This window comes from Undibacterium sp. RTI2.2 (assembly GCF_035018705.1).
Lineage (GTDB): Bacteria > Pseudomonadota > Gammaproteobacteria > Burkholderiales > Burkholderiaceae_D > Undibacterium.
Genome location: NZ_JASJXN010000001.1, coordinates 190,307 through 213,856, shown reverse-complemented (window position 1 = coordinate 213,856; position 23,550 = coordinate 190,307). Strand labels below are relative to the sequence as shown.

The 23,550-nt window shown below is 46.3% G+C and carries 21 protein-coding genes; 17 read left to right on the top strand and 4 right to left on the bottom strand.

The genetic code is table 11. The features are described 5' to 3' along the window. Positions 1 to 438: 438 nt before the first annotated feature. Complete coding sequence (locus QN395_RS00945) at positions 439 to 2,964, top strand: M30 family zinc metallopeptidase (protein WP_322119351.1); 2,526 nt, start codon at positions 439 to 441, stop codon at positions 2,962 to 2,964. 50 nt (positions 2,965 to 3,014) lie between these two features. Beyond that, positions 3,015 to 3,404: a hypothetical protein gene (locus QN395_RS00940; RefSeq protein WP_322119352.1), complete on the top strand. Its 390-nt coding sequence runs from the start codon at positions 3,015 to 3,017 to the stop codon at positions 3,402 to 3,404. Positions 3,405 to 3,559: 155 nt separating this feature from the next. Here QN395_RS00940 and orn read toward each other — a convergent pair whose 3' ends face one another. Then, positions 3,560 to 4,168 carry an oligoribonuclease gene (gene orn / locus QN395_RS00935; protein WP_416200114.1) on the bottom strand — a complete coding sequence of 203 codons (609 nt, stop codon included), beginning with the start codon at positions 4,166 to 4,168 and terminating at the stop codon, positions 3,560 to 3,562. 36 nt (positions 4,169 to 4,204) lie between these two features. Between orn and QN395_RS00930 the strand changes: the two genes are divergently transcribed. From QN395_RS00930 to rsgA, 3 genes are read left to right on the top strand one after another with little or no spacing between them, the layout of a single operon-like run. Continuing rightward, entirely contained in the window at positions 4,205 to 5,479 is a 1,275-nt protein-coding gene (locus tag QN395_RS00930; RefSeq protein ID WP_322119353.1) for a M48 family metallopeptidase, read from the top strand. Between the two features lie 26 nt (positions 5,480 to 5,505). Then, complete coding sequence (locus QN395_RS00925; RefSeq protein ID WP_322119354.1) at positions 5,506 to 5,853, top strand: 4a-hydroxytetrahydrobiopterin dehydratase; 348 nt, start codon at positions 5,506 to 5,508, stop codon at positions 5,851 to 5,853. Next, positions 5,853 to 6,788, top strand: coding sequence for a ribosome small subunit-dependent GTPase A (gene rsgA, locus QN395_RS00920; protein WP_322119355.1), 936 nt, complete (start codon positions 5,853 to 5,855; stop codon positions 6,786 to 6,788). The genes QN395_RS00925 and rsgA overlap by 1 nt, the downstream gene beginning before the upstream one ends. Before the next feature lie 287 nt (positions 6,789 to 7,075). Here the strand turns inward: rsgA and QN395_RS00915 are convergent, their stop codons facing one another. Beyond that, a complete protein-coding gene (locus QN395_RS00915) occupies positions 7,076 to 8,485 on the bottom strand; it encodes an MFS transporter (protein WP_322119356.1) in 1,410 nt (469 codons plus the stop codon). A 265-nt stretch (positions 8,486 to 8,750) separates the two neighbouring features. After that, positions 8,751 to 9,092, bottom strand: coding sequence for a zinc ribbon domain-containing protein YjdM (locus tag QN395_RS00910; RefSeq protein ID WP_322119357.1), 342 nt, complete (start codon positions 9,090 to 9,092; stop codon positions 8,751 to 8,753). A gap of 635 nt (positions 9,093 to 9,727) precedes the next feature. On the opposite strand from QN395_RS00910, the gene QN395_RS00905 reads away from it, so the two are divergent. From QN395_RS00905 to QN395_RS00895, 3 genes are all read left to right on the top strand, one after another. After that, complete coding sequence (locus QN395_RS00905) at positions 9,728 to 13,111, top strand: S41 family peptidase (protein ID WP_322119358.1); 3,384 nt, start codon at positions 9,728 to 9,730, stop codon at positions 13,109 to 13,111. A gap of 395 nt (positions 13,112 to 13,506) precedes the next feature. Beyond that, a complete protein-coding gene (locus QN395_RS00900) occupies positions 13,507 to 13,845 on the top strand; it encodes a hypothetical protein (RefSeq protein WP_322119359.1) in 339 nt (112 codons plus the stop codon). A gap of 122 nt (positions 13,846 to 13,967) precedes the next feature. Further along, positions 13,968 to 14,273 carry a hypothetical protein gene (locus QN395_RS00895; protein WP_322119360.1) on the top strand — a complete coding sequence of 102 codons (306 nt, stop codon included), beginning with the start codon at positions 13,968 to 13,970 and terminating at the stop codon, positions 14,271 to 14,273. Positions 14,274 to 14,793: 520 nt separating this feature from the next. Here the strand turns inward: QN395_RS00895 and QN395_RS00890 are convergent. After that, positions 14,794 to 15,240: an Lrp/AsnC family transcriptional regulator gene (locus tag QN395_RS00890; RefSeq protein ID WP_322119361.1), complete on the bottom strand. Its 447-nt coding sequence runs from the start codon at positions 15,238 to 15,240 to the stop codon at positions 14,794 to 14,796. Positions 15,241 to 15,404: 164 nt separating this feature from the next. Between QN395_RS00890 and QN395_RS00885 the strand changes: the two genes are divergently transcribed. The 9 genes from QN395_RS00885 (at position 15,405) to iscU (ending at position 23,534) form a co-directional block, all read left to right on the top strand. Continuing rightward, positions 15,405 to 16,496 (top strand): saccharopine dehydrogenase family protein, encoded by a 1,092-nt coding sequence (locus tag QN395_RS00885; protein ID WP_322119362.1) that lies wholly within the window; start codon positions 15,405 to 15,407, stop codon positions 16,494 to 16,496. A gap of 219 nt (positions 16,497 to 16,715) precedes the next feature. Beyond that, positions 16,716 to 18,218: an aldehyde dehydrogenase family protein gene (locus QN395_RS00880; RefSeq protein ID WP_323492311.1), complete on the top strand. Its 1,503-nt coding sequence runs from the start codon at positions 16,716 to 16,718 to the stop codon at positions 18,216 to 18,218. Between the two features lie 345 nt (positions 18,219 to 18,563). Next, complete coding sequence (locus tag QN395_RS00875) at positions 18,564 to 19,433, top strand: hypothetical protein (protein ID WP_323492309.1); 870 nt, start codon at positions 18,564 to 18,566, stop codon at positions 19,431 to 19,433. 41 nt (positions 19,434 to 19,474) lie between these two features. Then, positions 19,475 to 19,777, top strand: coding sequence for a helix-hairpin-helix domain-containing protein (locus tag QN395_RS00870; RefSeq protein WP_322119364.1), 303 nt, complete (start codon positions 19,475 to 19,477; stop codon positions 19,775 to 19,777). A 14-nt stretch (positions 19,778 to 19,791) separates the two neighbouring features. After that, complete coding sequence (locus QN395_RS00865; RefSeq protein WP_322119365.1) at positions 19,792 to 20,670, top strand: transporter substrate-binding domain-containing protein; 879 nt, start codon at positions 19,792 to 19,794, stop codon at positions 20,668 to 20,670. A gap of 126 nt (positions 20,671 to 20,796) precedes the next feature. Then, positions 20,797 to 21,018, top strand: coding sequence for a VF530 family protein (locus QN395_RS00860; RefSeq protein ID WP_322119366.1), 222 nt, complete (start codon positions 20,797 to 20,799; stop codon positions 21,016 to 21,018). Between the two features lie 259 nt (positions 21,019 to 21,277). After that, on the top strand, positions 21,278 to 21,766 hold the full coding sequence (gene iscR, locus QN395_RS00855; protein WP_322119367.1) for a Fe-S cluster assembly transcriptional regulator IscR: 489 nt from the start codon (positions 21,278 to 21,280) through the stop codon (positions 21,764 to 21,766). Between the two features lie 88 nt (positions 21,767 to 21,854). Then, positions 21,855 to 23,108 (top strand): IscS subfamily cysteine desulfurase, encoded by a 1,254-nt coding sequence (locus QN395_RS00850; protein WP_322119368.1) that lies wholly within the window; start codon positions 21,855 to 21,857, stop codon positions 23,106 to 23,108. 30 nt (positions 23,109 to 23,138) lie between these two features. Further along, on the top strand, positions 23,139 to 23,534 hold the full coding sequence (gene iscU, locus QN395_RS00845; protein ID WP_322119369.1) for a Fe-S cluster assembly scaffold IscU: 396 nt from the start codon (positions 23,139 to 23,141) through the stop codon (positions 23,532 to 23,534). Positions 23,535 to 23,550: the final 16 nt, after the last annotated feature.

Sequence of the window (23,550 nt, the reverse complement as noted above, 5' to 3'; positions counted from 1 at the left end):
AAAAATTTTAAAAATAGGGAGTATGGCCATTAATTAGCCTGATATCGCCATTTTAATTGGGCGATTAAAATTACTCCCTAGCAGTATATGAATACATGAGGCTGAATATGCGCCTCCATTTCTAAAAAATCTCCCACCTATTGATTTTTATTGCTATATTGTCCATTAAATTACCGTCCTTTGCTAGCTTAGCCTTTAAAGGCTTACATAACTCGCATGCAGACGCTTTGATTTTATGACATAAATATGGTGTCATGAGCCAACTAATTTATTTATTTACGTTGCCAGACTATATTGAGTAAAAATCACGCAGCAGTTCAGTCACGACGCGGTTCTCATCCGGAAGTAATGCGGACGTAACTTACACAAAGTACTCTTGGTAAAGATTAGCAACTTTGATCACCGAAGTAATCCCCAATTTCAAACAAACTCCCCTCAATGAAAACTCATTTATCAAAAATAGCTTTGGCATTTATTGTCATCGTCGGTCTATCTGCTTGCGGCGGTGGCGGTGGAGATTCCACACCATCGACAGCCGTCACGCCTGCGGCCCCGGTCAATACGATTACGGTGCAAATTGCGCCACCTAGCCAAGCAGTTTTATATACCGGCAGAAGCTTTACGCTGAGCGCAACGGCGACTTCTACGTTAAACCTGCCGCTTACCTATAGCTGGACAGTTGGTAACGGATCTGCCGCTGTCACTGGTAGTAGCATCAACGTAAAAACAACCGCGTCAGGCACTTATGCCGTCAAAGTTGTGGCAACTGACAGTTCGGGCCAAAGTGGGCAAGCAAGCGCATCTGTACAAGTTGTTGATGCCGTTTTAAGTACGCCAGCAATCTCTGTCACCGGACTGAAGGGATTCAGAGTCAATCAAATCCTTAACTATGTTGGCAGCTCCAGCGATCCAAGCGGAGGTACAATAACTTACGCATGGGATTTTGGCGACAACGTCAAAGATAGCGGTGCAAACACGACTCACGCTTACGGAAGTAGTGGTTCTTATGTCGTAACTTTAACGGCGACGAATGATCTAGGTACGACGGCAAAGAGCACTTATGTAGTGAATATTGATCTGCCATCTGCACCCGTATTAACGCCAACTGCATTGACCACCACTGTTAATAAGGTCGAAAATTTTAGTGCATCGTCAGTTGATCCAAATGGCTTAGCCCTTACTTATTTATGGAACTTTGGCGATGGCATTACAGCAAACACAGCAGCAACTACCCATGCCTATACTGCTGCTGGCAATTACACAGCAACTGTGACCGTTACTAATTCCAATAATAAGTCGGTCACTGTAAAAATCATCGTTGGTGTTTTACCCTTAAGCTCATCTAACGTTTTAGCCCCTGCATGTGCGGGCGCCAATTGCGGTGCAACTAGTGCAACAACTTATAGCGGCGGTGCTGGTGTGGTTGGTGTCTGGAGTTACAACAACACGACAAACAGCCCGCAAAATGTAAATATTGCGATTTTTGGTGTCACATCGGCCAACAGTGCAACCTTAGTATTTTCTAATGCGAGTGCTAGCGATGCATTCACTGCGCCTATATTAAGCTCTGCAGCCGCCAGCGTACAAAGCAAAGTGGTAAGCAACTTAAATGTTTTGTCCTTAGATCAGCATTTAGGCGAACATAACGCACACACAGAACAGCTTACGAAAAATCAAGCTGTTGTCAAAGCATTGTTAAGCCGTAACTCAGCAACTAAAGCTTCAGCCAACGCCGCATCCAGCTCAAGCGGTATAGCTGTACCAACGATGCCAAATGCGACACCGGTAGTCAACGATACACGTACATGGAACGATAACTTCCCAACACAACCCGTCGCCTACAACAATGTGACAGTCAAGCAAATATGTTCCCTCGCATCGGGACGTAAAGCCGTATTCTGGGTTGATCCGCTAGCCATTAGTAGCGGGAATGTCAGTGACAGCGATGTCTTAGCCCTCAGCGCAACCTACTGCGCCAAAGATGGTGCAGGTGGCGTGGGCACTGCAGGCTTTGATAAATTAGTCTCCTTGTTAGGCGATGCTTATGGCCCCTCTGCTGCAAAATACAGTACCCAGTTAATTAATGACAATTCGGGCTTACAAGATATCAATGTCGTGATCTTGAACGTACCAAGTGACACTAAATGGGGCGGCTATTTCTACGCATTAAATAATGAGCTAAAAAAATATGAACCAAAATCGAATGAAGCTTTAGCATTTTTTGTTAATGCAATCTCGATTAAAAATGATTTGAACTACATAAAATCAACGCTCCTGCATGAATCAACCCACATGATTAATTTTTATCAAAGAGCCATCGTGCGTGGTGTTGATCATGACACTTGGTTAGAAGAAACCTCAGCCATGATGAGTGAAGATATTTTTGCTAATATCAGTTTGGGCGGTACAGACAAAATGACTGCAGTGCGTATTCCTGGGTATTTAAAATCTGGTGGTGGCGTCAATTACATAAAGTGGACAGATCTGGCTACCAGTAGCTACGCAATGGGCGGCTCTTTTGGCGCATTCATCAACCGTCGTTATGGTGTTGTGCTTGCCAAACAATTAGTCACTAATTGCAACGACAACATTAACGGGACAAGCAGTCCGACTAGCTATACCTGCCTTGATACTCTGATTAAATCGCTAGGCGGTAACGGCATCGCAGACGAGTTTGTCAAGTTTGGTGCATCCATCTTCGGCGGTATGCCAGGTGCAGGCTTGCCGACAGGTTTTGGATTCCCAAGCGCATCATATGTTGATAATGGCACGACCTATAGTTTTGGTGCTATTGACATCGGTAGTTTGGCTAAAACCTTCCAGCCCGCAGTAGCGACAAGCTTAAGTGCTGGTTTTACCGCAACCACACAAACCTATCTTAAAGACAGCATTACCTCTGGCACTTACACCAAAAACTCGGTCGTGGTTCCATCGGGTACATCTGTGACCTTGGTGATTCATTAATGTCAAGGAGGCGTGACTTCATCCTCACGCCTCCCCCATTAAGACAATCTATGAAAAAAACTCTCTCCTTGCACCGTCTGTTTTGTTTATTGCCAGCACTGACAGTCGCAATACTATTGGTAGCTTGCGCTGAACATCCGGCACAAGCTACGACAGCAACAACGCCGTCGTCAGCATTTGTACAAAGCTCTACAAAAACTAATACGGTCGCTGAGCAATTGACGATTTCTGGCATGCTGACTTTAAAAGGATCAGACGTAAACTTGTGGCTGGCGGTGAGCGATGCCAACGGCAAAGTCTGGCGTTTAGAAAGTGTTGATAAAAATCGTCTGGTGCAATTGCGCGAGTGGCAAAATCGTAATGTAAAAGTACAGGGTACAAAATTACCCGCCTTCTTAAATATCAACAGGCTGGAAATTAGCAATATCAATTTGGAGTAGTGTTTATGTGTAGTACTGCTGAATAAGTATCGTCCAATAAAAAACGCGCCATTGGCGCGTTTTTTTATTTTAAGCAAATGACACTCTACATCAGGCATCTAAGCAAACATCTCGCTAAACACCAAATCAAGGCCACACTAAATCCAAACTTCAGATCACTCCTTGATGAAATGCTCACGGTAGTATTTCAGCTCTTCAATCGACTCAATAATATCGGCCATTGCCGTGTGCTTCTGATGTTTTTTAAAGCCACTGGCAATCGCTGGCTTCCAACGTTTGCACAATTCTTTGAGCGTCGACACGTCCAGATTGCGATAATGGAAAAATGCCTCCAGCTTCGGCATCCCGCGTGCCATAAAGCGACGATCCTGGCAAATCGAATTGCCGCACATCGGCGATTTACCTGCCGGAACATACTGCTTTAAGAAAGCGATCAATTCTTTCTCTGCATCCTCTTCCGACACGGTCGACGCCTTGACACGCTCAATCAAGCCAGAGCGACCATGCGTGCCTTTATTCCAGGCGTCCATCTTATCCATCGTTTCGTCGGACTGATGAATCGCAAATACAGGACCTTCTGCCAGCACGTTTAATTGCATATCTGTGACGACAACGGCCACTTCAATGATGCGGTCACTGTCAGGATCGAGGCCCGTCATCTCCATATCCAACCAGATCAGGTTGAACTCATTTGGCTTAGCCGGTGGGGTCGGCGCTGGCTTATCAGATGCACTGTTTGCTTGAATGTCGGTAGCTTGTGACATAATTCTTCCTTCTCTTAATCAATGTGGCATTTTCCCATGATTTCTGCAGCATTTTCTGTTTTATTCGCGGCATTTTTATTAGTGACCCTTGTCGTACGGTTTTGGCTGGGTTCCCGGCAACTACGCCATGTTTTACAGCACCGCTCGGCGGTTCCGGCAGAATTTGCCGAAAAAATCCCGCTGTCTGCCCATCAAAAAGCGGCGGACTATACCTTGGCCAAGACCAAGCTAGACTTATTGCTACTAATTTTGAATGCGGCTGTGTTGATTGGATTTACCTTGTTGGGCGGCCTGCAATTTCTATCGGTGACGATCGTCAAGCTCACCGGCCCGGGCATGGTGTATCAGCTATGCTTACTCGCTGCTTTTGCGGCTATCGGTAGCATCATTGAATTGCCATTTGATTATTACCGGCAATTTGTATTGGAGCAAAAATTTGGCTTTAATAAGATGACACCAGCCCTCTTCTTTGGAGACATGATCAAAAGCACTCTGCTCGGCGCAGCGATTGGCTTGCCGCTCATCTGGGTGGTATTGAGCTTAATGGAAAAATCCGGTGCATTGTGGTGGCTGTACGCATGGCTAGTATGGAGCGGATTTCAACTGCTGATGATGCTGATTTATCCTAGCGTGATCGCACCTATTTTCAACAAATTTACCCCACTGGAAGACGATAGCCTGCGCACGCGCATCGAAGGCTTGATGCAGCGCGTTGGCTTCGCATCCAGCGGCTTGTTCGTGATGGACGGTTCCAAACGCAGCGCGCATGGCAATGCGTATTTCTCAGGTTTTGGCGCGGCTAAACGCATCGTATTTTTTGATACCTTATTGTCGCGTCTAGCACCGGAAGAAATTGAAGCCGTGCTGGCGCACGAACTGGGACATTTCAAGCTCAAACACATTGTTAAGCGCATAGTCGTGATGTTTGTGGTTTCGCTAGGATTTTTGGCTTTGCTGGGCTACCTCAAACAACAACTATGGTTTTATAACGGCTTGGGTGTTGACCCGATGTTACTGGCGTCGAACGATGCAATGGCGCTGATTTTGTTTGTACTGGCACTGCCCGTCTTCACCTTTTTGTTGTCACCGCTGACGTCGATCAGCTCGCGCAAACATGAGTTTGAGGCAGATGCGTTTGCCGCCAAACATACCAATGCCAACGATCTGGTTGCTGCGCTAGTCAAACTATATGAAGATAATGCCAATACTTTGACGCCCGATCCTCTGCATTCTAAATTCTATGATTCGCATCCGCCTGCGTCCTTGCGAATTAAGCAGTTGCTGTTAGCATCAAGCTCAGCAGCGACCTAACCAGAACTCTACAAGGTAAATGCATCATGAAAACTTCCGACCTGCTAGCAAAAAAATCCCTGCCGACCGACATCGGCCTTGACCCAGCCAGCTTGCCTGCATATCTGGCTGCCGTACCTGGCTGGACACAAGATGGACCGCGGATTGTTAAAGCCTATAACTTCAAAAATTATTATGAAACGCTGGCGTTTATCAATGCCATCGCCTACGTAATCCATGCAGAAGATCATCATCCTGAAATGGTCGTCACCTACAACCGTTGCCTGATCAAATTTGATACGCATACCGTCAACGGTGGTAAGGGCGGAATTTCTGAAAATGATTTTATTTGCGCCGCCAAAGTAGATGCGATTTTTCAGCAAAGTTTTTCTTAATGAGCCAGATCAAAAGTAAGCCCAAGTCAAAATCGTCCACCAGCGAAAAGCTGTTAGCGACCGTCATTGCTGCGCACGGTCGTCATTATCTGGTACAGGCAGAAGGCATCAAACTGCACTGTGTCACACGTGGCAAAAAAAGTGATGTGGCGGTCGGCGATATTGTGGAATATCAACTCACGTCCAAGAACCAGGGCGTGATCGAGGCGATCACACCGCGCACGACTTTGCTCTACCGCTCGGATCAATACAAATCCAAAATGCTGTCGGCCAATCTGACACAACTGATCATTGTGGTCGCCACCGAGCCTAGCTTTGCCGATGATCTGATATCACGGGCGCTGGTCGCCTCTGAATCGTCCGGCATCAAAGCCAGTATCGTTTTAAATAAAATTGACGTCACCGCCAGCTTACCTAAAGCGCGTGAACGCCTCGCGCTGTATTCTGGCTTGGGCTATCCGGTATTAGAAGTGTCGGTCACCACCGCGCCGGAACAAACCCGCGTCGCAATGATGGAACTGATCCAGGATAATCACACGATCCTGATCGGTCAGTCCGGGATGGGAAAATCGTCGCTGATTAATTTGCTGATCCCAGATGCTGAGATCGCCACCCGCGAAATCTCTGCCGCATTGGACACGGGCAAACATACAACAACGTTTACCCGTCTGTACCAGATGGATGACAAAACTGGCGTTATTGATTCGCCGGGCTTTCAAGAGTTTGGATTACATCATCTGAGCGAAGGGATGCTGGAACGCGCCTTCCCAGAGTTTTTACCGCATCTGGGCGAGTGCAAATTCTATAACTGCCATCACCATACCGAGCCTGGCTGTGCAATTTTAGCCGCGGTCAAATCGGGAGAAATTGCACAGATGCGCCATGATTTATTTGAGCAACTGGTGCATGAGGCAGCACAAACGATAGGATATTAAGTAGTGACTAAGTAAATCATTAAGTCACATCAAAAAACGAGAAAGAGGTATTTCTCGTTTTTTTATACCCAGGTAGGAAAACTATTAAAGAAAATTAATAAAGAATTTATCTGCTGGCAGCACGCTGAGCCATCACTAAAAAAATCTAGTCAAAATCAGGTGACATCAGTCGGCACATCGACATACTCCCCACCTGTTTTATAAAATATGCCCTGCCGACCAATGATTACTTGGACGATTAAATATACACACTACTAGTATAGTTAATCTAGCAGCAGCGATGGTAATCAATTTGCCGCCGGCAAACCCTTGCTGACGCTCTCACCATCTTCTGAACGCAAAGTCCAAAATGTCAGCGACGAGAGCATCGTCATTACACCCAAAGTCAAAAATGCGTGATGCAAGGCGCTGGTCACGGCAACTTTGTCCGACTGCGGCAAGTCCCCTAAATACCAAGCCGTCACTAAAGACCCGCAGGCCAGACCAAAGCTCATCGACATCTGCTGTAACGAACTGGCAATCGTACTGGCCATACTGGAATCGGCAGTGCCAATATCGGCAAACGCCATCGAATTCATGCTGGAGAATTGCAGCGAATTAAAAAAGCCCTGCGTTAATCCTAAAAAAACAATCCAGATAATCGGCGTGCCTGACGATACCGTGGCAAAGGTACAAATCGTCACACCGATCATGACGGTATTCATCATCAATACTTTGCGATAACCAAAGCGGCGCAATACGCGCGCTGAGATCAGCTTCATCCCCATCGCAGCGGCAGCAGCGGGCATCATCAGCAAACCTGATTGCCAGGCCGGCAAACCAAGCCCTAGCTGATACAGTAAGGGGAGTAAGAATGGCAAGCCACCCAAGCCTAACCGTGTGATAAAGCCACCCACCACAGAGACTCTGAAAGTACGGATGCGGAACAAGGTCAAACGCAATAAGGGGTGCGGTGTATTGCGTGCATGCCAGCCATAGGCGGCCAGCAGACAAAGCGACAGCAAAAATAAAATGCCCTCTGATGTCCCGTCTATCCGGTGTTCGCCAAATATCTCTAACAGCCAAGATAGCAAGGCCGTGCCAACGCCAAACAACACCAGACCAATCACATCAATCGGCCGATTGCCATCACCACGATAATCAGGCATATGTTTGTGGATCAGCCATTGCGCGACCAAACCGACCGGCACATTGATAAAGAAGATCACCCTCCACGGTAACCAATGCACAATCAGACCGCCAATCGTCGGGCCCAGCAAAGGGCCGATCAAGGCCGGGATGATTACAAAGTTCATCGCCATCAGTAGCTCAGATTTTGGAAAAGTGCGAATAATCGCCAGGCGCCCGACTGGCATCATCATCGCCGCGCCTATCCCCTGCAAAATCCGGGCGGCAACCAGCATCGGCACATTAACTGACAAACCACTCAGCACAGAAGCCAAGGTAAAAATACCGACCGCCGTGCTGAACACACGCCGTGTACCAAAGCGATCCGCCATCCAGCCGCTAATGGGAATACACACCGCCAGACTCAGGATATAACTGGTGACAACCGCTTTCAGACTCAGCGGTGTGACCTGCAAACTGAGGGCCATTGAGGGGACTGCGGTATTGAGGATGGTGGAGTCGAGCTGCTCCATGAATAAGGCGGTTGCTACTACCCAGGGCAGGTAGCGTTTGACGTCGGTTTCATTCATAGAGAAAAGAGAGTAAGTGAGTGCAGGAATTTGCTTAAATTTTTCTTAAAAGCTAGTAAGAAATTTAGCTTGAATCACTAATTAGTGCTGCTGACCAATAAGGCGATGATAGCACCGCCCCCTTTAATTCTTTGTAACAGCATGCAGCATGTGTAAGTTAGAGCCCCGCCTTGCTGCATATGTATACCGCCTGCCGCTATCCAATTAACAAAAACCAGAGCAATCACATTATTGATACCTCATGCTGATGCGCTAAAACTCAGTATCAGGCTTTTTTAACAAACTCCGATTTCAATTGCATCGCGCCTATGCCATCAATTTTGCAATCAATATCATGATCGCCATCCACCAGACGAATCGATTTGACCTTGGTGCCGACCTTGACGACTAAAGAAGAACCTTTGACTTTTAAATCTTTGATGACCGTGACCGAATCACCGTCATTGAGCACCGTGCCATTGGCGTCGCGCACCACCGCTTTTTGATCAGCACTCTCCTCCACTGCGTCCTTGCTCCACTCATGAGCACATTCTGGACAGACAAAATTACTGCCGTCCTCGTAGGTGTAGACGGATTGGCATTGAGGACATTGCGGCAAACTGCTCATGGTGTACTTTCTTGTATTGGAACTGGGAGACGATTTTCAGACGGTAGCAGGCAATAAATCAGATCGAGTGCAGTATTGCCAGCGAATAAATATGAAATATTGAGGTACGCTATTTTATGCGCTCTTCAACATCTAACGGATAAGAATTGAGTTGTGACCGAAAGCGACCAAGGCTTCATTACCGCAATCAACGACAGGCAGACAATACGCCAACAAACATACGATTACATTACCAGTTAAATTAAAAAAAATAATCTTTCATAAAACATACTCCTTGTTAGTATATTTTATTGTCCATATGATTAATGGTATTGAAGGCGTATTTATCAATATACTCCCCTATTAATTAAAATACCAAGTGATTCACTTCGTGCCATACCAGGCATCTTGAGCACAAACAAGATCGACAAATAACGCAATACTGCCTATAACGCTTAGACCTCGCCGAGGTATTTTTTTAAAACTTCGAACTATTTCTATGGTGAAATAGTCTATGTAATTCATTAATATAATAAGACTGAAACAATTTGCGTCGACAAGACGCAGCAATAGCAACTGTGTGTGCTAAATTTTGCGTCAGTCTAAACCTACTCAGGCGCCTGCCTGAATCAGAAAATTTATAAAGGAGGAGTCGAATGCGGATTCATCAACTTGGTCGTCTATCTGTTCTGAGCATCTTGCTGGCAAGCTGTTTTACTACCCAGGCAGCAAACGCTGCCGATACGCTGCTGCTGCGCCAACCAACGGTGTCCCGCGACCATCTGGCGTTTGTGTATGCAGGCGACATCTGGCTGGCAGACCGCGACGGGCAACATCCTGTGCGATTGACGACGCATCCGGCATCTGAATTTGCCCCCAAATTTTCTCCTGACGGCAAATGGCTAGCGTTCTCTGCTAGCTATGACAACAATACCGACGTGTATGTAATCCCGGTCCAAGGCGGAGAAGCGCGGCGCTTGACCTGGCATCCTGGTCAAGACGTGGTAGTGGGATGGAGTGCCGATGGCAAACGCGTGCTGTTTTCATCCAACCGGGAAATCGCGAATAGTCGCAGTAACCAGTTGTATGAAGTACCACTGGAAGGTGGTTACGAGAAAAAAGTCATGGAAGCCATTGCCTTTGAAGGTAACTGGTCTGGCGACGGAAAACTCTTGGCCTATCGCCCTTTCCGTCAGGCATATAGCGGTACCAGCGGCTGGCGTCAGCACCGCGGCGGTACCACGCCACCGGTCTGGATTATGGATGTGGCAAATAACAAATTAGAAAAAATTCCTCACGAGAACGCCAACGACAGCAATCCTGTCTGGGTTGGCGACGAGGTATTTTTTATCTCTGATCGCAAAGATGGTGCGGCCAATCTGTTTGCTTACAACCGCCAAAATAAAACAGTACGGCAAGTCACCAAAGAAACCGTTTGGGATGTCCGTAACCTCGGTGCTTATGGCACGACGGTCGTGTATGAAGTCGGTGGCGCGCTTAAGGAACTGGATACAGTCAGCGGCAAAACACAAAACATCCACGTCGATCTGGAGTCACAAACAGCGCAAGCAATACAAGCGCGACCACAATGGAAAGACGCCAGCAGCAATATCACTTCAGCGAGTCTGTCCCCCAGCGGCAAACGTGTCGTCGTCAGCGCCCGCGGCGATGTATTTACCGTACCGGTGAAAGATGGTTCAGTCCGCAATTTGACAGAGACCTCAGGTATCCGTGAAAAGGATGGTATCTGGAGCGCTGATGGCAAGCAGATCGCCTACATCTCAGATGCAGGTCGCCAACATAGCCTGGTCGTACGCGATCAGACTGGCTTAGACAAAGCCAAAACCTATGCACTGGGCAAGCAAGGCTATTTCAACTTATTAGACTGGTCACCGGATGCCAAGACGATCGTGCTACAGGATAATCACTTGCAACTGTATGCAATCAGTCTGGTGACGGGCAATATCAGCAAGATCGATGTGAGCGCCCGACGCTCTAAATTTGCTGTCTCGTTTTCATCCGACAGCCGCTGGCTGGCTTATACCGTGGTGGGCGCGAACCAGTTTTCACAAATCAAACTGCATGATTTCCAAACGGGTAAAAACGTCAATCTGACCGATGGCATGAGCCACGCCGATAATCCTGTTTTTGCCGCGGCAGACTATTTGTACTTTACTGCGTCAACTAATTCTGGCCCTACCCATGTAGGACTGGATATGTCCACCCAAGAACGTCCCTTGCGCAATGGCATCTACGTCGCCGTATTGGCGGCGGACGGCAAATCGCCTCTGCTACCGAAGAGCGGTGATGAGAACGATAAAAAAGATGATGCAAAAAAAGACGAGGATAAAAAAGATAGCGACAAAAAAGAAGGTGCTAAAGACGATACTAAAGAAAGCTCTAAGGATAATAAAGAGAGTAAAGATAAAGCCAAGGACGATAGCTCTGGCAAGCCAACTAAACCAACTAAGCCTGTCAAAATTGATCTGGATGGCTTGCAACAACGTATCGTTGCGCTGCCAGTGGCAGAACGTAATTACGATACGCTGGCGGTCGCTTCCGACGGCTCACTATTTTATTTAGAGCATCGTCAGCCCGGCGTCAGCAATGAACCGCCCTCTGCAAAAAATGACGACGATGCAGAATTGTTCCGTTTTAGTTTTGATGACAAAAAAGCGAAATCCCTCAGACAAAATATCGCGTTTTTCAGCCTCAGCGGTGATGGCAAAAAAATCTTGATCCAGTCCGGTAAAGTCAAACTAGAAATTGGCGATGCAGCTGAAAAATTAGAAACCAAATCAATCGATTTGTCTCAGCTACGCATGAAGGTCAATCCGCGCGAGGAATGGGAACAGATTTTTAACGAAGCCTGGTGGATGGAAAAAGAATTCTTCTATGATGCCAATTTGCACGGACTGGATTGGGATAGTATTTATAAACGCTACCAGCCATTGCTTAAACATGTGCAACGACGTGAGGATCTGAACGACTTGCTGGTAGAAATGATAGGTGAATTGCAAGTTGGCCACAACCGCGTTGGTGGAGGCGATGTACAAGAAGAAAAACCAGTCGCTGTAGGTTTACTCGGTGCCGACTTTAGCATCGACCAAGGACATTATCGTGTTAAAAATATTCTGCCCGGCGACCGTTGGAATCCGTTTTTAAAAGCACCATTAGCAATCCCCGGCCTGCAAATCAAACCTGGTGATTACTTGCTTGCGATTAATGGCAAACCTCTGGATGCCAGCAAAAATATCTATTCACTGTTAGAAAACACGGTAGGTAAGCAAGTGACATTAACGCTTGCCAGCGACCTGGCCAGCAAGCAAACCCATCAGATTATCGTGCAGCCTATCGGAAATGAATCTGCATTACGCCAATGGCAATGGATAGAAAAAAACCGTGAGTATGTGCAGAAAAAAACCAATGGCAAAGTCGCTTACGTTTATCTGCCAGATACTGGTGAAACTGGCTATCGATACTTCAACCGCATGTTTTATGCGCAAGCAGATAAACCTGCCTTGATCGTAGACGAGCGCCGCAATAGCGGTGGACAAGCGGCGAACTACATCACAGACATCCTGAGCAGAAAATATCTGGCAAGTTGGAAGGACCGTGATGGCCTGCTGTTTGATACGCCAGGAGCAGCTATCTATGGCCCTAAAGCCATGCTGATTGATCAGGATGCAGGGTCAGGCGGCGACTTTTTGCCATATGCCTTTAAACGTCTGGGTTTGGGTGCGTTAATCGGCAAACGCACCTGGGGCGGATTGATCGGCATCTCTACCAATCCCGATCTAATCGATGGCGGCAATCTGCTAGTACCGTTCTTCCGGTTCTTTACCCCAGACGGCGAATGGCGTGTTGAGAATGAAGGCGTCGCACCAGACATTGATGTCGAGTTAGATCCGACAGAAGTCAACCTCGGACACGACACACAACTCGACGCAGCGATCCAGAATGTCGTGCAAAAAATGCAGACCTATCAGGCAGTACAGCGCCAGCGGGCTCCTGCAATGCCGACGCAATTGGGTAAGTAAGTTATAAGTCTCAAATAGCAAAAAACTACCAAAGTTGGGGGAACCGGGTCTTGACACCGAACTCCCCCGGACTTTTAAAACAATCTCAATGCAGGCCTGTTACTCCCAATAAAATTAGCTCAGCCTAATTTTCGTTTCCTCAAAATCGCTAACAGCGCGAATTTAGTTCTCAACCGCTGTAGTTGTCCTGCCAAGCATAATTGGGCCTGAGTTTTTAGAAACTCCGAAAAGTCCCCCTACGCTCCAGCTGCACTTTAACCTGCTTTATCCCAGGCTTTATGCGTTTCGTCGCATTGGCGTGGTAACTCATGATGCCTTGACCTACAGTGATTACATCGCAGCAAAGAAACACAAATTCACTGAAATCCTTTTAATTCAATCACAGGAGCATCATCATGAAAACAATCAACGCATTCAATACTACTGGCATCTTCTCCATCGCATTGATCGCTGGAGTTTTAGCAGTCTCTTCAGCCTATCAAGCTCCAGTTAAGGGTAATAACAGCGGTAATGAGAGCAGCGATAACTCAATCCAAACGGTAACTATCGTCGCCAAACGTCTAAGCGCAGATGAAAAAGTGGCTTACGATCAACAAACCTCACCAGCAATCCAAACCGTGCTGATCTCTGCCAAGCGTTTGACTACAGAAGAAAAAATAGCCATGGACAAAGATACTTTAGCAATCCGTCAGGCAACAGCGCAATCCAACAAAATCATTCGCCAATCGGTATAAGCCTTTGATTATTTACCATACAGCAAAAAGTAATGTGTCAGTCATGTAGAAAAACACACACAAACAATTTACACAATTAAAGCCTTCAGCCGGGTGCAATTCATTTAAAATACGGAGCTATTATGTTAAAAAAATCTACTCTCTTCGGTTTATCTGTTTTGACACTATTGGCTAGCACGGCTTTCAGTGAGTATTTTGTCGCCATGGCAATTGCGACACCTGTTGCAACGCAAAGTAGTTTAGATGCCACGCCAGCCAGCACATCTGCGCGCAATGTAATCATGCTTGAAAGAGGCGGGATGGACAGAGCTTCAGTACACTTGCAAATTCTCCAGCAAACTAATACGCATTTCGCGGATAGTAACTTACCTAAAAAGTCCGCTACCGGCGATAAAAAAATGCAAAGTAAGCCTGCCAATAACTCCTGAATTTCTGCATTAGCCAAGATATTGATTTCGCATCTTAATAATGTTTGCTGAAGATCAAGGTCTCCTACATGGCTTGTTTGAATACCCTCATGAGCACAATTGCTCAATTACTCCTCAATTTTGTTCAATTTAACTTTTTAAAATTAGATCAATACCAATATACTCCCGATTATTTTTAATAAAACTAAGCTACAGACTAAAAAATACTTGGATGCCTAAAATATACCCCATTGGAGTATATAAAAAGACTACGTTTTTATTATGATCAAATTCAGTAATTTGTGAAAAAATTATGATAAATGTATTGCAAGCTCACTCCAGCTATTTTTAACAAACATCGTATTTCATTGCTACTTTTTTACTGCTACCTCAAAGCAGGCGAATCTGTATAGCAATCTATCTCGCACTTTCTCCATTAGGGCTTTCGCAAAATTGTCCCGGCAAGGCGCAGCAACGACGACATTACTTTAGTACGGCGACGAGCTGCAACGCAGCTGGGGCAGTTTTGCGTAAGTCCGATCTATAAAGCACTACGGTCAATCCGTTTGCTCAGAATAATCGACGTCGAAGTCTGCCGCACGCCATCTAATGCACCGATCTGATCCAACAAGCGATCTAACACTTCGGTGGTGCCGCAACGCAAAGTCAGCATGTAATCAATCGCGCCGCTCACCGCGCACAAAGTCTCCACCTCGGGCAATTGCTGTAAATATTTCATCAAATTGGGAGCAAAACGCGCCTCTACCGATAAGCCTACATATGCCCGCACAGCTGGTTGAAACATAGTCTGATTCAGCTTAAGTCCATAACCAGCTATCACCCCCTGCTTTTCTAACGCGCTGATACGGGCAATCACCGTGGTTCTGGCGATACCAACTTGTTTTGCGATGGTGGTGACTGGCAGCCGGGCGTTATCCATTAGCAAGGCGAGAATTTTGTTATCGATATCGTCTAGGTTGGGCTTCATTGGTACTCCATATAGTCATATTGTAGTAATTATCAGTCATATTGTATTTTAATCCTGCATATTGACGATAATTTACACTCTATTATCTGACAAACATTGCTTTTACACTGACACCATTGCCAAAACATTTACAGCTTTTTTACACCAAACCTCTGGAGACTCCCATGACCACTAAACTCATTCTGCTTGGCGCCGGCAAAATCGGCGACGCTATCCTCAATTTGCTTTCACACACCGGCGATTACCTAATTACCGTTGCTGATCGTGATGTAGAACGTCTGAAATATGTGGCTCAAGCGGGCTTCCCTAACGTAACCACAGTGCAACTGGATCTGGGTGACAAAGCGGCAGTAACTGAGCTGATCCGCGGTCATAAAGTGACGTTGTCTGCTTGTCCTTACTTTTTGACACCTATCATTGCTGGCGCAGCCAAAGCGGCCAATTCTCATTATTTCGATCTGACCGAAGATGTGGAAAGCACACGCATCGTCAAACAACTGGCAGAAGGCGCGGATTGCGCATTTGTCCCGCAATGTGGACTGGCACCAGGATTTATCTCTATCGTCGCTAATGATGTCGCAAAACGTTTTGATAGTCTGCGTGATGTCAGCATGCGCGTCGGTGCTTTGCCGACCTTCCCGAATAACGCGTTGAAATACAATCTGACCTGGAGCACTGACGGTCTGATCAACGAATATTGCAATCCTTGCGAAGCCATCGTTGACGGTCAGTTGCGCGAGACAGCAGCATTGGAAGAAATCGAACATTTCTCCTTGGATGGTATCGATTACGAAGCATTTAACACCTCCGGCGGCTTAGGTACTTTATGCGAGAGTCTGCAAGGTAAAGTCCAAAATCTGAACTACAAAACCGTGCGTTACCCCGGTCATCGCGATATCGTCAAAATGTTGATCCGCGATTTGGAATTGGGCAAACTGGAACGTCGTCCAATCTTGAAAGACGTATTAGAAACCTCCATTCCAATGACCAAGCAAGACGTGGTATTGGTATTTGTCAGCGTAGTCGGTATGCGTGAAGGTCGTCTGGAACAAGAGTCCTACGCTAAGAAAATTTACGCTCAAGTCGTCAACGGACAATTGCTGTCAGCTATCCAGTTGACTACGGCATCCGGCATTTGCGCCATGGTGGATTTGGTTGTGACTGGCAAATTACCTAAGCATGGTCTGGTGCGTCAAGAGCAGGCAAATTTGGCTGATTTCCTGGCGAATCGTTTCGGTCAGTATTACGCGGCATAAGCTAAGTAACTAAATTCGGTAATTAACCAGATGAAGGTTCGTTAGCGATTACAATCTCTTCGCTCAGGGTGCGCATTGTTTTTCACTGCCCACCCTATTTATTTTTAAATTTTGTAGCAATATTTTTAAACCTCATTCGTCAAGGCGCATCCGCAACATATCTAACCCAGATACGCTGCCATAGCCAGACAAACCATTTTGGAGACCAATATGGACAACATGAATATCGCAACAGTGTTAAGTCAACTCGGTGTTAATCTCGCCGACTACCAAGGTCAGGATCTGTCTAGTGTTTCGCCAATCGATGGCGCTACTCTCGCCACTTTGCGAGCAGATAATTCAGACCAGGTGCATGCCAAAATCACTCGTGCGCAAGCAGCCTTTTTGCACTGGCGTAATGTGCCAGCGCCACGTCGTGGAGAGTTAGTCCGCTTGTTCGGTGAAGAACTACGCCAGCATAAAGAACAACTCGGTCTGGTAGTGACTTTAGAAGCCGGCAAAATTCTTCAAGAAGGTTTAGGCGAAGTACAAGAAATGATCGACATCTGCGACTTCGCAGTTGGTTTGTCGCGCCAGTTATATGGCCTAACTATTGCATCAGAACGTCCAGGCCATCGCATGATGGAAGTCTGGCATCCGCTTGGTGTCGTTGGTGTCATTTCTGCCTTCAACTTCCCGGTTGCAGTATGGGCATGGAACGCGGCATTAGCCTTCGTTTGCGGTAACAGCGTGACCTGGAAACCCTCAGAAAAAACACCTCTGACTGCAATCGCAACCCACGCTTTATTTATGAAAGCCGTCGCAAAATTTGGTAGCGACGCTCCGGAAGGCTTGGCAGAACTAATTATCGGTGACCGTAGCACTGGCGCACAAATGGTGAACGACAAACGTGTTGCATTGGTGAGCGCAACTGGCAGCACACGTATGGGTCGTCAGGTAGCTGAAGCCTGCGCCAAACGTCTGACCCGTACCATCCTAGAGCTGGGTGGCAACAACGCCATGATCATCGCTGAAAGCGCTGATCTGGAAATGGCAGTTCGCGGCATTACTTTCTCCGCCGTTGGCACTGCGGGACAGCGCTGCACTACCCTGCGTCGCCTGTTCGTACACAACAGCGTGTATGACGCCTTGATACCACGCTTGAAGAGAATTTACGCAGATCTGCCAATCGGCAATCCGGGTAGCAAATCCACATTGATCGGACCACTGGTTGACAGCGCAGCATTTGATGCAATGCAAACGGCACTCGCAACGGCCAGTGCAGAACAAGGCAAAGTGTTTGGTGGCGAACGGGTGACAATTGAAGGATGCGAAAACGGTTTTTATGTGCGGCCTGCATTAGTAGAAATGCCAACGCAAACTCTCAGCATGCATCATGAAACCTTCGCGCCAATTATGTACATCGTGCGCTATACCGATCTGCAACAAGCGATTGACTGGAACAACGAAGTACCGCAAGGTTTGTCGTCTTCTATATTCACCACTGACATGCGGGAAGCAGAACGCTTTATGTCTGACAGTGGCAGCGATTGCGGTATTGCCAACGTCAACATCGGTCCGTCAGGCGCAGAAATCGGCGGTGCATTTGGTGGTGAAAAAGAAACCGGCGGCGGTCGCGAATCTGGCTCCGACTCCTGGAAAGCGTATATGCGCAGATCAACCAACACCATCAATTACAGTAATTCACTGCCATTGGCACAAGGTATTAGTTTCGATATCTGATCAATATTTACTTCTTTTTAAAACCGCCGCTTTGTTGGTGGTTTTTTTTAACCGAGATTTTTCATCAGGATTTGCGCTGATGACGAATCTACTTTTCGAGGCAGTTTTGAAGCGAATTTAGTCTGATTTAGGTACGCATAGCTAGCCATTAGCAACGAAGAGCATCAAAAAAAATGACGGGAAATGCGCCGTCAGTACTCAAATAGCAGCTTTGGTGCGCCTAATGAAAATCTCGGTTTAACATAAAAGATACATTCACCTACTCATCAATGAGTAAGCAGATTAAACTAATCTCTTAATGTATTACAACATTCAGCAGCAGAACAACTTCATAGGTGATCTCCGATGTCTATCAAGCAGTTGCTCTCTATTTTTACTCTGTTTTTATATTTGGCGGAACCTGCTTGCGTATCCGCACAGACGACTCAGATTATTCGCTACCCTCGTCTCTCTGCACTATATGATCCCCAGGGTGAATATATTCTGGAGCTATTACGGCAAGCGATAAAACATAGCGGCCAGTCATATCAGCTGATAGCCAATGAAGATCCTATGCAGCAGGCGCGAGCAATTTATGAGATGACGACTGGCACTGGCGGGATAGATATCCTGTGGACAATGACAACCAATGAGCGCGAGACGCAATTAATTCCCATCCGAATCCCCATCGATAAAGGCTTGATTGGTTGGCGTATTCCGCTGGTGACAATGCAAAATAGTGATTTACTTCGTAACGTAAAATCGATAAAAGATTTAAATGCATTTATCGCAGGACAAGAGCTTGACTGGCCAGACGTTGCAATTTTAAAAAATAACGGTTTGTTAGTGAATACGTCTACTTCTTACGAGCCTTTATTTAATATGCTTAAAGCTGGGCGATTCGATTATTTTCCACGGTCAGTATTTGAAATTCAAAAAGAAGTCGAATCCCATCCCAAGCATGGCCTTGCGATAGACAAAAATATCATCTTGCACTATCCGGCAGCGATGTATTTTTTTGTCACGCCACGTGAGCGTAAGATGGCAGAAGATCTTCAGAATGGTCTTGAAGAAATGATCAAAAATGGTAGCTTTGAAAAAATATTTCAAAAACATCTGCAAGTAACAATTAAGCAAGCCAACATTAAACAAAGAATCGTCATAGAGCTAACTAATCCTTTGCTCTCGACAGAAAAATTGCCGTTGAATAAACCTGAGCTTTGGTATCGTCCTTAAATTTTTAAACAGCCATTTGTCCCTTAATCTCTTTTTTTGATATGCCTAAGCCACCAAGAGAAAAAATCCGTAAGCTAGAAGATTTGCCCAATGTAGGTAAAGCCTGCGCGGGTGATTTACGCTTGCTCGGTATAGAGCGACCAGAACAACTCAAGGGGCGAGATCCGTATGCCATGTATGATGAATTGTGCATTCTCACAAATGCGAGGCACGATCCCTGTGTGATCGACACCTTCATATCAGTAGTACGTTTTATGGAAGGCGCACCCGCTCTGCCTTGGTGGGATTACACAGAAGAACGAAAAGCGTATTTGGCCTACAACGTGGCTTTAGCTCGTTTTTAACAAGTACCTAGTTCATGTTAATCAAACGCTTACCCTACTCAATTTCTCTCGCCATCTGCCTGATCTGTCTGGCCAGCCAAGTGATCGCCATTGCTAAACCGACTGTACAAATTCGCTATCCAGCTTCGGTCGCAACCAACGATCCACACAATAAATATGTGCTTGAATTGCTCAGAACTGCATTAAAAAATTCTGATAATAATTATCGCCTAATACCCAGCATTGCAAAAATGCAGCAAGGTAGATCAATCTATGAAATGACGGCAGCGTCTGGCCTGATTGATATTTTATGGACCATGACGACGGACGAGCGTGAGGCGCAATTAATACCGGTAAGAATCCCCATCGACAAAGGTCTGATCGGGTGGAGAATTCCGATCGTAACGAGAGAAAATAGCGATATTTTTAAAGAGATTAAATCGATCAAAGCATTGGCCGCTTTGTCCGCAGGTCAGGAGCAAGATTGGCCAGATGTCGGCATCCTGAAAAGTAATGGCTTGCCGGTAGAAGTTTCTACGACCTACGAACCACTTTTTTCTATGTTGGAGGCGGGAAGATTCATGTATTTTCCTCGCTCGATTGTTGAAGTAGAGAATGAATATAAAGCGCATCCCGAGCAGAACCTGCATATTGATACGCATATCGCATTACATTATCAATCAGCCTATTACTTTTTTGTCAGTCCCCGTAATCCCAAGCTGGCTGAAGATATACAACAAGGTTTAGAGGAAATGATAAAAACCGGTGAGTTTGAAAAAATTTTTTTGAAGTACCACCAAGCCACAATTAAAAATATCAATCTTAAAAACAGAACCATCATCAAACTAAAAAATCCTCTTATCAGCCCAAATAAACTACCGCTGAATCGGCCAGAACTCTGGTACATACCGTAAAGATGTTGATTTATTGCCTTTGATTTGCCGTATTTGACAGCCGTAGATGACATCCATATGCAACGAGGATCGCGCTGATATTGTCTTAAATTAATTCCGGTTTAAATAATTTTTTAATAAAACACGATGAACAACACAGTACAAAAAATCAGCTTAGATGGCATTACCCTGGAATCAATTCTGACCAAACTGGTAGAACAATATGGCTGGGAAGGCTTGGCACAACAGCTCAGCATTCGCTGCTTTGAGCTTGATCCCAGCATTAAATCCAGCCTCAAATTTTTGCGTAAAACACCTTGGGCAAGAGAAAAACTAGAACAGATTTACTTGCAATCGGGAAACAACTAACAAGCAAAAAAATTTATAAAGTAGAGCCGGTAAGAAATAATCAAATCGGCTGCCGGCAAAGGCATACCCAGTCTCAGTTTTAGATAAAATCCCAGAACCCGCATGTGCGTCAATTCCTAATTTAAGCCTATACCTGACAAATTCACTCAAGTTTGCTATACTTGAGTCAATCGCTCAAGCTTTACCTCATCACTGTTTGAGCTAATTAGTGATTTTTCACTAAAACAGCAATCGAATTTTCGCCTGGAGCAAACCACTCATGCGCCTGACCACCAAAGGCCGTTTCGCTGTGACAGCAATGATCGATCTGGCTTTGCGCCAAGATAAAGGTCCTGTCACCTTAGCTGGCATTAGCCAGAGGCAAGATATTTCTCTTTCCTATCTGGAACAGTTATTCGGTAAATTGCGTCGCCATGAAATCGTCGAATCCGTACGCGGTCCAGGTGGCGGCTATACGCTGGCGCGCAAAGCACAAAAAATCACCGTCGCCGACATTATTATCGCTGTCGATGAAGCCTTGGATGCGACCCAATGCGGCGGCAAAGGTAATTGCCATGGCAGTGAACAGAGTAATGGCATCCATTGCATGACCCACGAATTGTGGGCAACACTGAATGTAAAAATGGTGGATTATCTTGATTCTGTCTCACTACAAGATCTGGTTAATCAACAGCAACAAAGAAACGCAGAAAAACCGGTGGTTGTCGTTCAGCATAAAACTGTTCACGTCCAACCGGCCAATGTATAGAGCCGTGATCCATTATATAGAGCCCTGATCCATTATTGATCTACGAACATATCGTCTATTGAACCCGCAGTAATTTTGGAGTATCACAATGAACGCCCCGCTGGAAAAAAGCTTGATCGACACCATACTGGCACCGCACTTCCCTATTTACATGGACTACTCGGCGACAACGCCAGTCGACCCGCGTGTTGCAGATAAAATGATTCCTTACTTGCGTGCGCAGTTCGGCAATCCGGCATCACGCAGCCATATGTACGGCTGGGATGCAGAGAAAGCCGTTGAAGAGGCGCGTGGCCATGTGGCAGCCTTGGTCAACGCAGACCCACGTGAAATCGTCTGGACTTCGGGTGCGACGGAAAGTATCAACCTCGCATTAAAAGGTGCAGCACAGTTTTATAAAACCAAAGGCAAGCACATTATCACGATCAAAACCGAGCACAAGGCAACCTTGGATACCGTGCGTGAATTAGAGCGCCAGGGCTTTGAAGCGACCTATTTGCAACCACAAGAAAATGGTTTGATCACGATTGAGCAACTGCAAGAAGCGCTTCGTCCGGACACGATTTTGGTCTCTGTTATGTATGTCAACAATGAGATCGGCGTGATTCAACCGATTGATGCTATCGGCGAACTATGCCGCTCTAAAGGTATCATTTTCCACTGCGACGCGGCACAAGCCACAGGCAAAATCGAAATTGACCTGGAAAAAACTAAAGTCGATCTGATGAGTTTCAGTGCGCACAAAACCTACGGTCCAAAAGGGATTGGTGCTTTGTATGTACGTCGCAAACCACGCGTCCGCATTGAAGCGCAAATCCATGGCGGCGGTCACGAACGTGGCATGCGCTCTGGCACCTTGGCAACACACCAGATCGCTGGTATGGGCGAAGCCTTCCGTATCGCGAAAGAAGAAATGGAAAGCGAACTGACACGCATCCGTTTCCTGCGCGATCGTCTGGCAAATGGCTTGAAAGATATTGAAGAAACTTACGTCAACGGCGATATGGATCATCGTGTTCCGCACAACCTGAACGTCAGCTTCAATTATGTCGAAGGCGAATCGCTGATCATGGCAATTAAAGAGATCGCGGTGTCATCCGGCTCGGCTTGTACCTCCGCCAGTCTGGAGCCGTCATACGTATTACGCGCCCTAGGTCGTAGCGACGAACTCGCACACAGTTCAATCCGCTTTACGATTGGTCGCTTTACGACAGAAGAAGATATTGATTTTACGATCAACCTGATCAAAACCAAAGTGGCCAAACTGCGCGAGCTGTCACCATTGTGGGATATGTACAAGGACGGAATAGACATCAGCTCTATTCAGTGGGCTGCCCACTAATTCCGCAGCGAACCTACTAGGAGTATCAAAATGGCATATTCAGAAAAAGTATTGGATCACTACGAGAATCCACGTAACGTCGGTGCGTTTGACAAAGGTGACGATACTATCGGCACCGGCATGGTCGGTGCGCCAGCATGCGGCGACGTGATGAAGTTGCAAATCAAGGTTGGTGCAGATGGCATCATTCAAGACGCCAAGTTCAAAACTTATGGCTGCGGCTCAGCGATTGCATCATCCTCGCTGGTAACTGAATGGGTCAAAGGCAAAACTTTGGATCAGGCTCTGGATATCAAAAATACCCATATCGCCGAAGAGTTGGCGCTGCCTCCAGTCAAAATCCACTGCTCGATTCTGGCAGAAGATGCGATCAAGGCCGCTGTATTAGATTACAAAACTAAGCACGCAACTGAACAAAGCGCCTAGTTTTCAGGCGTCGGTA

Bases quoted from the DNA above. Each gene is read 5' to 3' on its own strand.
- QN395_RS00890 (WP_322119361.1), bottom strand. From the start codon at position 15,240: ATGAAGCCCAACCTAGACGATATCGATAACAAAATTCTCGCCTTGCTA.
- QN395_RS00885 (WP_322119362.1), top strand. From the start codon at position 15,405: ATGACCACTAAACTCATTCTGCTTGGCGCCGGCAAAATCGGCGACGCT.
- QN395_RS00875 (WP_323492309.1), top strand. From the start codon at position 18,564: ATGTCTATCAAGCAGTTGCTCTCTATTTTTACTCTGTTTTTATATTTG.
- iscU (WP_322119369.1), top strand. From the start codon at position 23,139: ATGGCATATTCAGAAAAAGTATTGGATCACTACGAGAATCCACGTAAC.
- QN395_RS00940 (WP_322119352.1), top strand. From the start codon at position 3,015: ATGAAAAAAACTCTCTCCTTGCACCGTCTGTTTTGTTTATTGCCAGCA.
- QN395_RS00880 (WP_323492311.1), top strand. From the start codon at position 16,716: ATGAATATCGCAACAGTGTTAAGTCAACTCGGTGTTAATCTCGCCGAC.
- QN395_RS00895 (WP_322119360.1), top strand. From the start codon at position 13,968: ATGTTAAAAAAATCTACTCTCTTCGGTTTATCTGTTTTGACACTATTG.
- QN395_RS00850 (WP_322119368.1), top strand. From the start codon at position 21,855: ATGAACGCCCCGCTGGAAAAAAGCTTGATCGACACCATACTGGCACCG.
- QN395_RS00905 (WP_322119358.1), top strand. From the start codon at position 9,728: ATGCGGATTCATCAACTTGGTCGTCTATCTGTTCTGAGCATCTTGCTG.
- QN395_RS00910 (WP_322119357.1), bottom strand. From the start codon at position 9,092: ATGAGCAGTTTGCCGCAATGTCCTCAATGCCAATCCGTCTACACCTAC.
- orn (WP_416200114.1), bottom strand. From the start codon at position 4,168: ATGTCACAAGCTACCGACATTCAAGCAAACAGTGCATCTGATAAGCCA.
- QN395_RS00930 (WP_322119353.1), top strand. From the start codon at position 4,205: ATGATTTCTGCAGCATTTTCTGTTTTATTCGCGGCATTTTTATTAGTG.
- QN395_RS00860 (WP_322119366.1), top strand. From the start codon at position 20,797: ATGAACAACACAGTACAAAAAATCAGCTTAGATGGCATTACCCTGGAA.
- QN395_RS00900 (WP_322119359.1), top strand. From the start codon at position 13,507: ATGAAAACAATCAACGCATTCAATACTACTGGCATCTTCTCCATCGCA.
- QN395_RS00945 (WP_322119351.1), top strand. From the start codon at position 439: ATGAAAACTCATTTATCAAAAATAGCTTTGGCATTTATTGTCATCGTC.
- QN395_RS00925 (WP_322119354.1), top strand. From the start codon at position 5,506: ATGAAAACTTCCGACCTGCTAGCAAAAAAATCCCTGCCGACCGACATC.
- QN395_RS00870 (WP_322119364.1), top strand. From the start codon at position 19,475: ATGCCTAAGCCACCAAGAGAAAAAATCCGTAAGCTAGAAGATTTGCCC.
- rsgA (WP_322119355.1), top strand. From the start codon at position 5,853: ATGAGCCAGATCAAAAGTAAGCCCAAGTCAAAATCGTCCACCAGCGAA.
- QN395_RS00915 (WP_322119356.1), bottom strand. From the start codon at position 8,485: ATGAATGAAACCGACGTCAAACGCTACCTGCCCTGGGTAGTAGCAACC.
- iscR (WP_322119367.1), top strand. From the start codon at position 21,278: ATGCGCCTGACCACCAAAGGCCGTTTCGCTGTGACAGCAATGATCGAT.
- QN395_RS00865 (WP_322119365.1), top strand. From the start codon at position 19,792: ATGTTAATCAAACGCTTACCCTACTCAATTTCTCTCGCCATCTGCCTG.